Genomic DNA, 12,735 nt, shown 5'->3' with positions numbered 1-12,735 from the left:
CGGTGCGCCGGGCGCGGCGCCGCAAGGCGATGGCGCCGCGCATCGCGAGCGCCCCGGCGATACACCGCTGCAACTGGCCTGTCGGCGGGCGAGCCGTTCGGTGAGCGCATGCGGTGCGCTGCTGCGCGGCGAACTGGACGATCCGACGTTGCGCCCGTGGCTGATCCGCTATTACCACGAAGCGGCCGACCTGCTGCGCGTGCTCGAGCAACTGACGCGCGAGCAGTACCCGGCCTCAGCACGCCGGTCGCCGTCGCGGCCGATCGTCAACCGGCCGCTGCCGCACCGCTAGTCCGCCTGGTCCCGTCGATGCCAACGAATCCGCCGAACTCGCCGAACTCCCCGAATCCGCAGACTCCCCATGCCGATCTGCGCCGCACGCCGGCCGATGCCGGGCCGGCGGCAATGCCGCCGGTGCCCCGGCCTGCCTGGACGCGCCTGCTCGATGCGCTGGCGATGACGCTGCTGGTGATTGCCGGTGTGCACGAGGCGATCATCTGGCTGGGAGGCGAGGGCTGGCTGGCGCGCCTTCCGAGTGCGGGCGGCAGCGACAACGCGGTGGTGGTCGGCGTCGTGTTCGCGCTGGCCGCGGCCTATGGGGCCTATCTGGTCGTGCGCAGCTGGCGGCGCGTCGGCTGAGCGTTGGACCGCCCCTCAGCCTTATCCCTCCGTCACCACCGCCGCGCCCTGCTCGCGCTCGACGCCATGCCGGCGCCGCCAGCGCCGGCAGCGGTAAAACTCCTCGACGAAAGGCAACACGCCGCATAGCGCCGTCGCGGCGAGCACTACCGCGAGATACCAGCCGGGCAACGGCGGCTGTTTCGGCGTCAGCGAAAAATCCGGGGTCTCCTCGCCGAGGCCGAACAGCGCCAGCGCCTGCGGCCAGTGCGCGACCGCCACCAGCGCCAGCGCCGACAACGGCAACACCTCGAGCAGACCGTGCATATGCTGCTCGGTCGGCCCGATGATCCGGCGCCCGTACGTGTAGTGGACATCCCACCAGGCGGTGGCTGCATGCACGACCACGGCCACCATCATGATCGCCAGCGCCAGCGCGTTGATCTCGAAGAACAGCGCCAGCAGCACCGGCACGCCGACCTCGGCCAGCATCAACAGATGCAGCGCCGATTCGTAGGTGCCGGCATTGCGCTCGATCCGCTCGCGCCGATGGCAGGCCCAGTCGCCCAGCCCCGCCAGCAGCCACAGCGGGACCAGGCCATACATCAGGATCAGCGTGGCCGCCTCAGCCATCGTCCCCGCTCATCGCATGCGCGTGCGCCGCATGCCGAGCGCCGCGGCGAGCGCCAGCGATGCGCCGACCACCATCGCGCCGGTCATCACCGGATGACGGGTGCTGGCCGTATAGGGACAGGTCCGGACCACGTGCCGGCGCCCCTCCCGCTCGACCAGGTCGTTGGTGGCCTGGAACAGCGCGTTGTTCTCGCGCGGGCCGGCCGGCCGGGCGGTGCACTGCGCGCGGCCCAGGAAGCGCCGCATCACGCGGTCGTACAGCGCCGGCATATGGTAGGCGGCGGACGACATCGCCTTGGACGCCGCGCCGACGAACATGTCGCGGCGCGGATGCTCGGCGGCAAACAGGATCGCCTCGGCCGCCATCTCGGGGTCGTAGACCGGCGGCGCCAGTTCCGGCTCGACGTCCAGGTAGTTCTTGGCATGGCTGGCGAACGGCGTGTCGAGCGCCGCCGGCTTGATCAACGTGACGGAGACCGGCGCGCGCTCCTGTTCAAGCTCGAGCCGCAGCGAATCGGTGAAGCCCTTGATCGCATGCTTGGACGCCGCGTAGGCGCTCTGCAGCGGCAACGGCACGTCGGAGGCCTCGCTGCCCATATTGATGATCGCGCCGCCGCGCTCGCGCAGATGCGCGGCCGCGACCAGCGAACCATGGACCACGCCCCAGTAGTTGGTATCGAACAGCTTGCGCTGGTCCTCCACCGGGACCTCGTTGTAGCGGCCGTAGATCGTCACGCCGGCGTTGTTGACCCAGGTATCGAAGCCGCCGAAGCGCTCGATCGCGGCCTGCGCGAGCGCCTTGACCGCCTGCAGATCGCCGACGTCCGTGGTCACGGTGATCACTTCGGAACCGTTCTCGCGCAGCTGCTCGGCGAGCTGGTGCAGTGCCTCTTCGCCGCGCGCGGCGAGAACCAGCTTGGCACCGCGCGCCGCGGCCTTGCGCGCGGCCAGCAGGCCCACACCGCTGGTGGCGCCGGTGATCACGATGACCTGCGATCCGATTTTCTTCAGCGTCATTCTCATCTGCTTGCTACTCCAGCGGCCCGGGTCTCGATATAGTGCGTCGCGCTCTCCCCAGTGCAGTCGCCTCGCATCGATTCGATCGATGCCGTCGGTCTCATCCATCCGAACGACGCCGCACGCGCGCGGCCGCCGGCACGGGCCTTGCCGCCGACAGCGTTGCACGTCTCGCAAGGAGCGTTCCCGGCCCCATTCGCCCTGCATTGCGCTGCTGTTTCGCCCGCGCCGCGCATGCACGGCCGATGCCAGCGCGCGCTGCTGGCGCGTATTACAAAAAGCTGCAATTTCGCCATGCCCGCCCACTGCGAGCGAAAGTGCGTGCGCAAATTTTCATGTGCGGCATGGGAACCGAAGCAGAAGCGATATAACGCTTCTCCAGTTCTTCCCGCCATCAACAGCCTGAGAAGTCGCACGCTGGCATGCAAGCTGCAAACACGGTGGCTTTACTAGCGAGCGGATCGCGGCTGTGACGGCTGGCAGCTCGCTCCCCTGGGAGCCAACCATGCAAAGGATCGCGTTGATCAGCGAGCACGCTTCCCCTCTGGCCGGGCCGGGCAGCGTGGACAGTGGAGGACAGAACATCTACGTGGCGCAGCTGGCGCGCCATCTCGGCAAACGGGGCTATCCGGTCGACGTGTTCACGCGGCGCGACAAGGGCCTGTTGCCCGAGGTCGTCGCGTTTGCGCCCAACGTCCGCGTGATTCATGTCCCCGCCGGGCCCGCGGTGCACGTGCCGAAGGAACAGCTATTGCCTTATATGGACGAGTTCGGCGCCTACATGGCCGAATTCATGGCGCGCGATCGCGTCGGCTATATGGTGATGCACGCAAACTTCTTCATGTCGGGGCTCGCGGCGCTGCACGTCAAGCAAAAGCTTGATATTCCGCTGGTCATGACCTTCCATGCGCTCGGCAAGGTCCGGCGCCAGCACCAGGGCAGCGCGGATGGCTTCCCCGACTGCCGCTTCGAGATCGAGGAGCAGCTGGTGCGCGAATCGGACTGCGTGATCGCCGAGTGCCCGCAGGACCGGCACGATCTGATCCGGCTTTACGGTGCCGACCCCGGCACGATCGAAACGGTGCCCTGCGGCTTCGACGGAGACGAGTTCTCGCCGGTGCCGCGTAGCGAGGCGCGCCGCGCGCTCGGCTGGCCCACGCATGAATTCTCGGTGCTGCAGCTCGGCCGCATGGTGCCGCGCAAGGGCATCGACAACGTGGTGCGCGCGATGGGCGAGCTGCGGCGTGCATTCGGCCTGCGCGCCCGGCTCTACGTGGTCGGCGGCAATTCCGACCAGCCGAGCCCGGCCGCCACGCCCGAAATCGGCCGGCTGCAGAAGATCGCCGCCGAAGAAGGCGTGGGCGATGCGGTCACCTTCGTCGGCCGGCGCGGCCGCGACCAGCTGCGGCTGTTCTATAGCGCGGCCGATGTATTCGTCACCACGCCGTGGTACGAGCCGTTCGGCATCACGCCGGTCGAAGCGATGGCCTGCGGCGTGCCGGTGATCGGCGCCGCGGTTGGCGGCATCCGCAGCACCGTGCTGAATGGCCGCACCGGCTACCTGGTGCCGCCCAACGATCCGCCGGCGCTGGCCGCGCGGCTCGCGCGGCTGGCCTGCGATCCGACGCTGGCGGAACGGATGGGCGCATCGGGCCGCCGCCGCGCGCACGCGCATTTCACCTGGGCCGGCGTCGCCGCGCGCATGGAAGGCGTGTATGCGCGGCTGGCCGGCGTCACGATCGACGAAACGGCGCAAACGCCGCAAGCCGCGGCTTGAACGGAGCGACCTCATGAAAGAAGCCAACCGACGCCGCGTGCTGGTCACCGGAGGCGCGGGCTTTCTCGGCTCGCATCTGTGCGACCGGCTGGTCCAGGCCGGCCACGATGTGCTGTGCGTGGACAACTTCTATACCGGCAGCAAGGACAATATCGCGCACCTGCTGCGCGAGCCGAACTTCGAGCTGATGCGTCACGACGTGACCTTTCCGCTCTATGTCGAGGTCGACCAGATCTACAACCTGGCCTGCCCCGCCTCGCCGGTCCACTACCAGAGCGATCCGGTGCAGACCACCAAGACCAGCGTGCACGGTGCGATCAACATGCTCGGGCTGGCCAAGCGCGTGAAAGCGCGCATCCTGCAGGCGTCGACCAGCGAGGTCTACGGCGACCCAGACTGCCATCCGCAGCAGGAGTCTTACTGGGGCCACGTCAATCCGATCGGTCCGCGCTCGTGCTACGACGAGGGCAAGCGCTGCGCGGAGACGCTGTTCATGGATTACCACCGCCAGCACGGCGTCGACGTGCGCATCGCGCGGATCTTCAACACGTACGGGCCGCGCATGCATCCGGCCGATGGCCGCGTGGTGTCCAACTTCATCACGCAGGCGCTGTCGGGCCAGCCGCTGACGGTCTATGGCGACGGCTCGCAGACGCGCTCGTTCTGCTATGTCGACGATCTGATCGAAGGGCTGATCCGATTGATGGAAGCGCCGGGCGACCACAGCACGCCGATCAACCTGGGCAACCCCTGCGAGCTGTCGATGCTGGAGATCGCGCGGAAAGTACTGGCGGCGACCGGCTCATCCGCGCCGATCGTGATGCGCCCGCTGCCGGAGGACGATCCGCGCCAGCGCTGCCCCGATATCACGCAGGCCGGCCAGCAGCTGCACTGGGTGCCGCGCATCGACCTGGACGAGGGTCTGCGCCGCACGGTGGCCTACTTCGCCGAGCGGCTGGCGCGTGGTGCCGGCATGCCGGCACCGGCGGTCAACGACACCGTCGCGCAGCAGGCCGATGGCGTTGCCGCGGCGGCGCAGGTTTCTGCCGGCATGGCGACGCTCGCGCCACGGCGCGGCGCCGGCCCGGCGCCAAGGGGAGCGACGCGATGAACGGCAATATCACCTTCCTGGTCTACCGGCTCGAATGGCATCGCCGCCGTGCCGAAGCCCTGCACGCGGCGCGCAGCGGACGCTTGCGCGAGCTCGCCGATCTGCCCTCGTGCAAGATCTACTGGGCCGCCGACGCCTTTGCACACCGCGGTCACGCCGCGGCGCCGCGGATCGGGGACCTGCAAACCGAACCGGAATGAACCATGTCCCTGTCGGTCTCCATTCCCCTGGTCGTGATCTCGCCGCACCTGGACGATGCCGTCTTCAGTTGCGGCAACCTGCTGGCGGCATGCCCCGGCTCCGTGGTCGTCACCGTGTTCGCCGGCGTCCCGCCGGTCGACATGCCGGCGCCGGACTGGGACCGGCGCGCGGGCTTTTCCAGCGCGGCACAGGCGGTGCTGGCGCGGCGCGAGGAAGACCGCGCCGGCCTGGCGATCCTCGACGCGCAACCGGTCTGGCTCGATTTCCTCGACAGCCAGTACAACCGGCGCCACACCGCGGGCGAGATCGCCGCGCAGCTGTCGAAGGTGATTTCGCTGCATAACGCCTGCGCCGTGGTGGCGCCATGCGGTCTCTACCATTCTGACCACACGCTGGTGCACGAGGCCTGCGCGCGTCTGTGGCGCGAACGCGATCACGGCGGCCCGCCGTGGCTCTATTACGAAGAGGCGATCTACCGGCGCAAGCCCGGCATGCTGCACAAGCTGCTGGCGCGCTGGCACGCGGCCGGCACCGTGTCGACGCCGGTGGACCTGGCGATCGGCGAGCACACCGCCACCAAGGCCCGCGCCTGCAACGCCTACGCCAGCCAGCTGGCGATGTTCGATTCGAATACGATCAGCGATCTGAGCGCGCCCGAGCGCTATTGGCAGTGGGAAGCCAGCGCCGGCGATTCGACCGAGGCGCAGACCGCCTGCACCAGCGAGGGCAGCGTGTGAACGCAGCGGACGGCATGACGGCGCTGGCGCCCGGCGGCGACCGTCGTACGCAGGCGCAGCAGGAAGCGCGCGTCAGCGTCGTGGTGCTGACGTACAACCGGCGCGAATGGCTGCGCGCCACGCTGTCGCGCCTGTGCGCGCTGCCGGAGCGCCCCGCCATCGCCGTGGTCGACAACGGCTCGAGCGACGGCACCGCCGACATGGTGCGTGGCGATTTTCCGCAGGCTGCCCTGCTGCGGCTGCCGGCCAATCTCGGCGCCGCGGCGCGCAATGTCGGCGTCGACTGGGCTCGGACGCCCTACGTCGCGTTCTGCGACGACGACACCTGGTGGCACCCCGGCGCGCTGAAGCTGGCCGCGGACACGCTGGACCGCCATCCCGACGTCGCCGCGCTGACCGCGCATCTGATGGTCGTGCGGGAAGACAGCGAGCCGCAGACCGACCCGATCAGCCGCATCATGGCCGACAGTCCGCTGCCTTCCGCCGGGCTGCCCGGCAAGGCGATCCTCGGCCTGCTGGCCGGCGCGACGGTCTTCCGCGTGGACGCCTACCGCCGCGCCGGCGGTTACCATCCGCGGCTTTTCATCGGCGGAGAGGAAACGCTGCTCGCGCTGGATCTGGCGGCGCTGGGCTGGCAACTGGTCTATTGTCCGGCGCTGATCGCCTACCACCAGCCCTGCCCGATCCGCGCGCACCGGACGCGCCGACGGCTGCTGGCGCGCAATGCGATCTGGTCGGCGTGGCTGCGCCTGCCGGCCGGCGCGGCGCTGCGCGAGAGCCTGCGCATGGTGCCGGCACTGCTGCGCGAAGGGGGACTGGTGGGATGCGTCGACACCGCGCGCGGGCTGCCGTGGGTATGGCGCGAGCGCGCGGTGATTCCGCCGACGGTGCAGCGGTTGCGACGTTGTCTGGGGTCGGCGCAGATGCGGTGAGGGTTGAGGCAGGCGGCAGTGGTTGAGCGGGCGCCGCTTGCCCTCTCCCCGGCCCTCTCCCGCCAGCGGGAGAGGGAGAACACAGGCGGTTGATAAAAGAGCTGCTGGTTTGCTGCTCTCGCGGGAGAGGGAGAACACAGGCGGTTGATGAAAGAGCTGCCGGTTTGCTGCCCTCTCCCCGGCCCTCTCCCGCGAGCGGGAGAGGCAGCAAACAAAGGGCTGCGGACCCTCTCCCCTCTCCCGCTTGCGGGAGAGGGGTTGGGGGAGAGGGCAAACGGCCGCCCACTCCGCGACAACGCCCGCCCTCACCCCTTACTGCGCCACCTGCCTCAACACCCCACACCAATCCTCGACAAACCGCCCGATCCCGAAGCGCTCCATCGCGCTCGCCCGCGCCTGTTCGCCCCATTCCCTGGCGAGCCCCGGATCGTCGATCAGCCGCCGCATCACCTCGACCAGCCGCTCGAGCCGCGTATCGACATAGCCGCTGTGTCCATTGCGGATCGCGGTCGACATCTCGGTGGTCGCCAGTCCGACCACCGGCATGCCGATCATCATCGCCTCGACCACGGCAAGCCCGAGGCTCGTATAGCGAATCGGATTGAAGAAAAAGCGGTAGCGCGCGACAAAGGCGGCCAGCTCGGGATTGGGCACCTCGCCGAGCCCACCGGCCTCCTCCGCCGCCATGCCGACCAGATCGAGCGGCACCTGCTCGCGCGCCTGCGCGAAGATGTCGGCGCCAAGCCGGCGGCCCCGTTTGGTCAGGTTGTTGACGACACTGATGCCGCGCGGCGCCTCGCCGCTGTAGCGCACCGACGGATCGACCAGCACGCCATGCTCGATCACGCAGTGCGGCGTGACGCCGCTGTCCCACATCAGCGCATTGAACGGCGTCACATGGACCAGCATCACGTTGGGGTCCTGCACCGGATGCACGGTCGCCGTCGGATGCTGCTGCGGCGGATCGTGTTCCAGGAAGATCGTCGGCAACCGCCGCTGCGCCTCGGTCAACAACGTCTCGCGATCGCTGTCCCAGTGCCGCTGGTGCTGGTACAGCACGCAATCGAACTCGCGCTTCGGCACATCGTCGTAGGCGACCTCGTGCACGTTGCCGCCCCACGGCAGCGCGCCCACCGCGCCGGCATAGCCCGGCGGCGAGCCCGGCTTGGTGACCAGATACAGGTCGTGCGGAATCTGCGACAGGTAGTACAGATAGTTGCCGTGAACGTGCCAGGTCAGGATGCGCAGCCGCTCAGGCATGGCTGACCTCCTGCGTCTCGCGCGACTGCCCGATCATCGCCATCGCGGCGGCCACCACGTCGTCGACCTCGACGCCCTCGGCGCACAGATGCCCGACCGGGCAGTCCTGATGCATGCAGGGGCGGCATGCCGGATAGTCGGCCAGCACGCGATGGCGCGCATTGTCGAGCGGTGCCCAGCGCGCGCTGTCGCTGCCGCACGAGACCACGACGCTCGGTGTGCGCATCGCCGCGGCGATATGCGAGGCGCCGGTGTCGTTGCACAACAGCAGCCGCGCGTGCTTGACGACCGCCGCCATCGCGCCCAGATCGGTCTTGCCGCACAGGTTGATCACCGGCGAGCCGAGCGCATCGCACAGCTGCCCCGTCAGTTCGGCCTCGTCCGGCGTGCCGGTCACGACGATCTTCCAGTGCTGGCGCAGCATGTCCGCCACCGCGGCAAAGCGCTCGACGGGCCAGCGCCGCGAATGCATGCGCGCGCCGGGGTGCACGCAGATGAAATTGCCCGGCATCAGGTCGTACATCAGCGCCAGGCGCTGCCACGCCGCGTTGTCAGCCGGGCGCAGCGGAAATTCGAGGTGGTTGCCATCGGGCGCATAGCCGAGCCGGCTGGTCAGCGCCAGCAGCCGCTCGATCTCGTTGCCGCCCGGCCAGTCGATCAGCAGCTCGTTGACCGGCCGCGCACCGTACGAGAACACGCCGGGCTGCCACTTGCGCTCGGCGCGGCCAGCGCTCGGCGCCGCCGGCACCGGCCGGAATCCGGCCATCTGCCGCGCGCCAAGCTGCCGCACGATCGCGTTGGTCACCAGTCCGCTGCCGTGCAGCTGGATCGCCAGATCGAACTGGCGCGCGCGCGCCTGCTCGTAGAAGGCCTGGGCTTCCTCTTCGCGGATCGGCTGCTCGGGCATGCCGGGCGCGCCGGGGAACACCATCAGGTCGTCCACCAGATGCGAGAAGCGTTCGACAAACGAGGCCGCCCATGGCAGCCCGATCAACGTGATGCTCGCCTGCGGCTCGGCCTTGCGCAGCGCGCGCAGCGCCGGCACCGCGCACAGCATGTCACCCAGTTGCAGCGCTCGGAATACGGCGATCCGGCGCGGACGCTCCGCGAATCTGATCATAGGAAACCAACCTTGAAGGCAAGGGCGCCGCGCAGGCGCCAGTACAGGGAAAGCGGGGGAATCAGAATCGAAGTCGCGATCATCTCGGCGACATGCGAAGGGGTCAGCGCGGCGCCACGCAAGCGGCGGGCGCAGAACCACGCCGTCAGTGCCAACCAGAGGCCGAAGCCGCTCCATGCCAGCGGCGCGTGGCCAACCAGCGCGGCGATCAACGCCACCAGCAAGCCCAGCACCGACACGTAGTAGTGCCACGGCGGGATCGGCCGGATGCGCTCGCGATACCAGCGCGGATGCTTCTTGTACAGCAGCGCGTCGAAGAACACCTTGGATTGCGCGGCAAGGCTGCTGCCCCACGGGGCCGGCCGCACCGGATGCACGACCATCGCGTCCGGCGCGTTGCCGATCGGCCCGACCTGCTGCAGCAGGCGGAACTGCAGATCGGAGTCCTCGCGCCACGCGCGCTTGAAGCGTTCGTCGAAGCCGCCGACCTTGACCAGCGCTTCCTTGCGGACGAAGCAGTTGGCGGTGACGAATTCCGCGGTGGCGAGGCCGCCGGTATCGCGCTGATGGTCGGTAGGCCGCGCCGGCAGCGGCACCACCACCTTGCCGGTCATCGCGCAGCATTGCGGCGAGGTCGACAGTGCCAGGCAACCCTCGCGCAGCCAGCCCGGATCGGGGATGGTGTCGTCGTCGGTAAACGCGATCACCGACGCGCGCGCGATGCGCCAGCCCGCATTGCGCGCGGCGGCCGGCCCTTGCGTGTCCGGCACCGCCAGATAGTGCAGCGCGCAGCGTGGCCACGCGCCGTTCAGTTCCTGAACCAGACGCTCGACCTCCGGCTGGCAGCCGTCATCGGCGACGATCACCTCGAACGAACCGGCGCCGAACTGCTGCACGCCGATCGCGCGCAGGCAACGGTGCAGCAGGTCCGGCCGGCGATAGGTCGGGATCACGACCGAGATCAGCGGCTCGTCCGCGGTCTCCGCCGTCTCCGCCGTTTCGACACGGTCGATGGTTCGGTCAGCGGGCTCATGCACCGGCATGGGCGCCCTCCCGCGCAGGCTTTTCCAGCAGGAACGGGCCGATCACCAGCGCATCGAGCGGCGAGGTCCAGAAGCACTCGACCGCATCGCGCGGCGTGCAGACGATCGGCTCGCCGCGCGTGTTGAACGAGGTATTGACCAGGATCGGCACGCCGGTGCGCTGCTCGAACGCCGCCAGCACGTCGTAGTAGGCGGGATTCTGCTCGCGCCGCACGGTCTGCACGCGGGCCGTGCCGTCGACGTGGCAGACCGCGGGGATGCGATCCTCGCGCCCCGGCTTGACGTTGAACACGAACAGCATGAACGGCGCGCGCCAGTTGCCCGGACAGGCGGCGGTAAACCATTCGGCCGCGCGCTCCTCCATCACGACCGGCGCGACCGGACGGAAGTCCTCGCGGTCCTTGATCTGATTGAGCTTCTGCTGCATCGACGGATCGATCGGCGAGGCCAGGATCGAGCGGCCGCCCAGCGCGCGTGGGCCAAACTCCATGCGGCCCTGGAACCAGCCGATGATCTTGTTCTGCGCCAGCAGCTCGGCGGTCTCGCCGGCCACGTCGTCGAGCCGGCGGTACGGCAGCTTGGCCTGGTCCAGGAAGGCCGCGATTTCCTGCTCGTCGAAGGCCGGGCCGTAATAGGCGTGCTCCATCGCCCAGCGCCGCGCCGGCTTGCCGCGCTGCTGCCAGTCGACCCACAGCGCCGCGCCCAGCGCCGTGCCGGCATCGCCGGCGGCCGGCTGCACCCAGACCTCGTCGAACGCGCCCTGGTCGCGCACCCGCGCGTTCATCACGCAGTTCAGCGCGACCCCGCCCGCCATCGCCAGCTTGCGCTCGCCGGTCTCGGCGGCCAGCCAGGCCGTCATGCCGAGCACCGTCTCCTCGAGAATCAGCTGCAGCGAACGGGCGATATTGAAATGCTCGCGCGTGAATTCGCTGCCGCGCACGCGCGGCGGCCCCAGTACCGCTTCGAGATCGGCCTGGTCGATGCGGTAGCCGCCCTCGCGATCGCCATGGACCATTGCGCGGAATACGTCGGCGCGGGTCGGCTCGCCGTACGAGGCCAGCGCCATCACCTTGTACTCGTCGGACGAATGCAGGAAGCCCAGATGCCGCGTCACGCGCTCATACAGCAGCCCCAGCGAATCGGGCAGGTCGATCTGCTTGATGCGGCGGTAGTCGCGCCCATCGAACACGCCATAGCTGGTGGTCGCGCTCTCGCCGCGGCCGTCCATCGTCAGCACCGCGCAGCGGTCGAACGGCGCCGCCAGGAAGGCGCTGGCTTCGTGCGCCATATGGTGCTCGACGTAGTGCCAGCGGTATGGGGCCTCGGCGCTGCTGCGCACGGTGGCGAATCGCTTCTGCAGGTGATGCGGCACGCCCGACACCAGTTGCCGCGGCGCGTTGACGACATAGGACAGGAACAGCGGGTCCCACGGAGAATCCGCCACGCCGGGCCTGGCGTGCTTCGACGGCTCGAGCGGCAGGGTCACCGTTTCGTCGTTGCGGCGCTCGCCGAGCATGATCGCGGGGTCGAACGAGTAGGCGATATGGTCGATGTCGGCCAGCGTGATGCCGGCCTCCTTCAGGCAGTAGTCGATCGCATGGTAGGGCAGTTCCCAGGCCGTAAACGGCACCGGGCGCTTGCCGTGCTTGATGTGCGTGAACCGTTCGTCTTCCGCCGCGGCGATGACCTCGCCGTCGCGCACCAGGCAGGCGGAGGTGTCGTGATAGGCGGCGTTGATTCCAAGCGTGTACATGGCGGCTCCTCTGCGCGATTCCTTGTGTCCGATTCAGGTGGCCAGCACCGCGCCACTGGCGCGTACCGGCGGCAACGGGGGCATGACGGGGGCGGGAACGACCAGCGGCGGCAGCACGTTCGTGGCCTCCGCCGGCGCGCCGGCCAGCAGTTCGCGCGCCGCGCCGACCACGTCGGCCACCTCGACATCGTTCAGGCAACGGTGGTGCTGTTGCGGACAGACGCTCTTGTAGCAATAGCGGCACGGCACGTCAGCGTAGAGCGTGCGGTGCGGCACCTGCCACGGCGTGTGCTGCGGATTGGTCAGCGCATACAGATCGACCACCGGCGTGCCGAGCGCGGCCGACAGATGCACCGGTCCGCTGTTGTTCGAGATCAGCAGGTCGGCATGCTCGACCAGCGCGCCCATCTGGCCGAGCGTCAGCTGGCCGGCGATGCCGATCACGCGCGGGTGGCCCGAGGCGGCGCATACGCTGTCGACCAGCGGCTGCTCGCTGACGCCGCCGGTCAGCAGCACCAGCGCGCCGTCCTGCT

At 69.2% G+C, this 12,735-nt stretch carries 13 protein-coding genes and 1 pseudogene; 7 read left to right on the top strand and 7 right to left on the bottom strand.

The window, feature by feature from the left end; genetic code table 11:
• Both B551_RS26410 and B551_RS03690 read left to right on the top strand, forming a co-directional pair.
• Positions 1–292 (top strand): annotated as a pseudogene (locus tag B551_RS26410) (hypothetical protein); the annotation flags it as partial.
• A 17-nt stretch (positions 293–309) separates the two neighbouring features.
• A complete protein-coding gene (locus tag B551_RS03690; protein ID WP_006576900.1) occupies positions 310–639 on the top strand; it encodes a hypothetical protein in 330 nt (109 codons plus the stop codon).
• 21 nt (positions 640–660) lie between these two features.
• Here B551_RS03690 and B551_RS03685 read toward each other — a convergent pair whose 3' ends face one another.
• Positions 661–1,251 carry a hypothetical protein gene (locus tag B551_RS03685; protein WP_006576901.1) on the bottom strand — a complete coding sequence of 197 codons (591 nt, stop codon included), beginning with the start codon at positions 1,249–1,251 and terminating at the stop codon, positions 661–663.
• Between the two features lie 9 nt (positions 1,252–1,260).
• Positions 1,261–2,274, bottom strand: coding sequence for an SDR family oxidoreductase (locus B551_RS03680; RefSeq protein ID WP_043437202.1), 1,014 nt, complete (start codon positions 2,272–2,274; stop codon positions 1,261–1,263).
• Positions 2,275–2,773: 499 nt separating this feature from the next.
• Here B551_RS03680 and B551_RS03675 point away from each other — a divergent pair, with 499 nt between their 5' ends.
• The 5 genes from B551_RS03675 to B551_RS03655 are packed head-to-tail and all read left to right on the top strand — an operon-like array spanning position 2,774 to position 7,026.
• Positions 2,774–4,045, top strand: coding sequence for a glycosyltransferase family 1 protein (locus tag B551_RS03675; protein WP_023263498.1), 1,272 nt, complete (start codon positions 2,774–2,776; stop codon positions 4,043–4,045).
• Between the two features lie 13 nt (positions 4,046–4,058).
• Entirely contained in the window at positions 4,059–5,156 is a 1,098-nt protein-coding gene (locus B551_RS03670) for a UDP-glucuronic acid decarboxylase family protein (protein ID WP_006578789.1), read from the top strand.
• Positions 5,153–5,356, top strand: a complete 204-nt coding sequence (locus B551_RS03665; RefSeq protein ID WP_023263497.1) for a hypothetical protein — start codon at positions 5,153–5,155, stop codon at positions 5,354–5,356. Before B551_RS03670 ends, B551_RS03665 begins: the two co-directional genes overlap by 4 nt.
• Before the next feature lie 3 nt (positions 5,357–5,359).
• Positions 5,360–6,094, top strand: coding sequence for a PIG-L deacetylase family protein (locus tag B551_RS03660; protein WP_006578788.1), 735 nt, complete (start codon positions 5,360–5,362; stop codon positions 6,092–6,094).
• 14 nt (positions 6,095–6,108) lie between these two features.
• The gene (locus B551_RS03655) at positions 6,109–7,026 is read left to right on the top strand and encodes a glycosyltransferase family 2 protein (protein ID WP_006578787.1); all 918 of its coding nucleotides are present in this window, start codon (positions 6,109–6,111) and stop codon (positions 7,024–7,026) included.
• A gap of 312 nt (positions 7,027–7,338) precedes the next feature.
• Here the strand turns inward: B551_RS03655 and B551_RS03650 are convergent, their stop codons facing one another.
• The 5 genes from B551_RS03650 to B551_RS03630 form a co-directional block, all read right to left on the bottom strand.
• Positions 7,339–8,286 (bottom strand): glycosyltransferase, encoded by a 948-nt coding sequence (locus B551_RS03650; RefSeq protein ID WP_006578786.1) that lies wholly within the window; start codon positions 8,284–8,286, stop codon positions 7,339–7,341.
• A complete protein-coding gene (locus tag B551_RS03645; RefSeq protein WP_006578785.1) occupies positions 8,279–9,406 on the bottom strand; it encodes a glycosyltransferase family 9 protein in 1,128 nt (375 codons plus the stop codon). The genes B551_RS03650 and B551_RS03645 overlap by 8 nt, the downstream gene beginning before the upstream one ends.
• Positions 9,403–10,449, bottom strand: coding sequence for a glycosyltransferase family 2 protein (locus tag B551_RS03640; protein WP_006578784.1), 1,047 nt, complete (start codon positions 10,447–10,449; stop codon positions 9,403–9,405). Before B551_RS03640 ends, B551_RS03645 begins: the two co-directional genes overlap by 4 nt.
• The gene (locus B551_RS03635) at positions 10,436–12,202 is read right to left on the bottom strand and encodes a carbamoyltransferase C-terminal domain-containing protein (RefSeq protein ID WP_006578783.1); all 1,767 of its coding nucleotides are present in this window, start codon (positions 12,200–12,202) and stop codon (positions 10,436–10,438) included. Before B551_RS03635 ends, B551_RS03640 begins: the two co-directional genes overlap by 14 nt.
• Before the next feature lie 33 nt (positions 12,203–12,235).
• Positions 12,236–12,735 (bottom strand): glycosyltransferase family 9 protein (locus B551_RS03630; RefSeq protein ID WP_023263496.1); only part of this gene is annotated, 500 nt, incomplete at its 5' end.

The organism is Cupriavidus sp. HPC(L) (genome assembly GCF_000307735.3).
In the GTDB taxonomy this organism is placed as follows: Bacteria; Pseudomonadota; Gammaproteobacteria; order Burkholderiales; family Burkholderiaceae; genus Cupriavidus.
Note: the sequence above shows the minus strand (reverse complement) of the source record. Positions and strands in the feature narration are given on the sequence as shown.

Excerpts from the sequence above, each read along its gene's own strand:
- B551_RS03680 (WP_043437202.1), bottom strand. The coding sequence starts at position 2,274 with ATGAGAATGACGCTGAAGAAAATCGGATCGCAGGTCATCGTGATCACC.
- B551_RS03635 (WP_006578783.1), bottom strand. The coding sequence starts at position 12,202 with ATGTACACGCTTGGAATCAACGCCGCCTATCACGACACCTCCGCCTGC.
- B551_RS03675 (WP_023263498.1), top strand. The coding sequence starts at position 2,774 with ATGCAAAGGATCGCGTTGATCAGCGAGCACGCTTCCCCTCTGGCCGGG.
- B551_RS03690 (WP_006576900.1), top strand. The coding sequence starts at position 310 with ATGCCAACGAATCCGCCGAACTCGCCGAACTCCCCGAATCCGCAGACT.
- B551_RS03655 (WP_006578787.1), top strand. The coding sequence starts at position 6,109 with ATGACGGCGCTGGCGCCCGGCGGCGACCGTCGTACGCAGGCGCAGCAG.
- B551_RS03685 (WP_006576901.1), bottom strand. The coding sequence starts at position 1,251 with ATGGCTGAGGCGGCCACGCTGATCCTGATGTATGGCCTGGTCCCGCTG.
- B551_RS03660 (WP_006578788.1), top strand. The coding sequence starts at position 5,360 with ATGTCCCTGTCGGTCTCCATTCCCCTGGTCGTGATCTCGCCGCACCTG.
- B551_RS03650 (WP_006578786.1), bottom strand. The coding sequence starts at position 8,286 with ATGCCTGAGCGGCTGCGCATCCTGACCTGGCACGTTCACGGCAACTAT.
- B551_RS03665 (WP_023263497.1), top strand. The coding sequence starts at position 5,153 with ATGAACGGCAATATCACCTTCCTGGTCTACCGGCTCGAATGGCATCGC.
- B551_RS03670 (WP_006578789.1), top strand. The coding sequence starts at position 4,059 with ATGAAAGAAGCCAACCGACGCCGCGTGCTGGTCACCGGAGGCGCGGGC.
- B551_RS03645 (WP_006578785.1), bottom strand. The coding sequence starts at position 9,406 with ATGATCAGATTCGCGGAGCGTCCGCGCCGGATCGCCGTATTCCGAGCG.
- B551_RS03640 (WP_006578784.1), bottom strand. The coding sequence starts at position 10,449 with ATGCCGGTGCATGAGCCCGCTGACCGAACCATCGACCGTGTCGAAACG.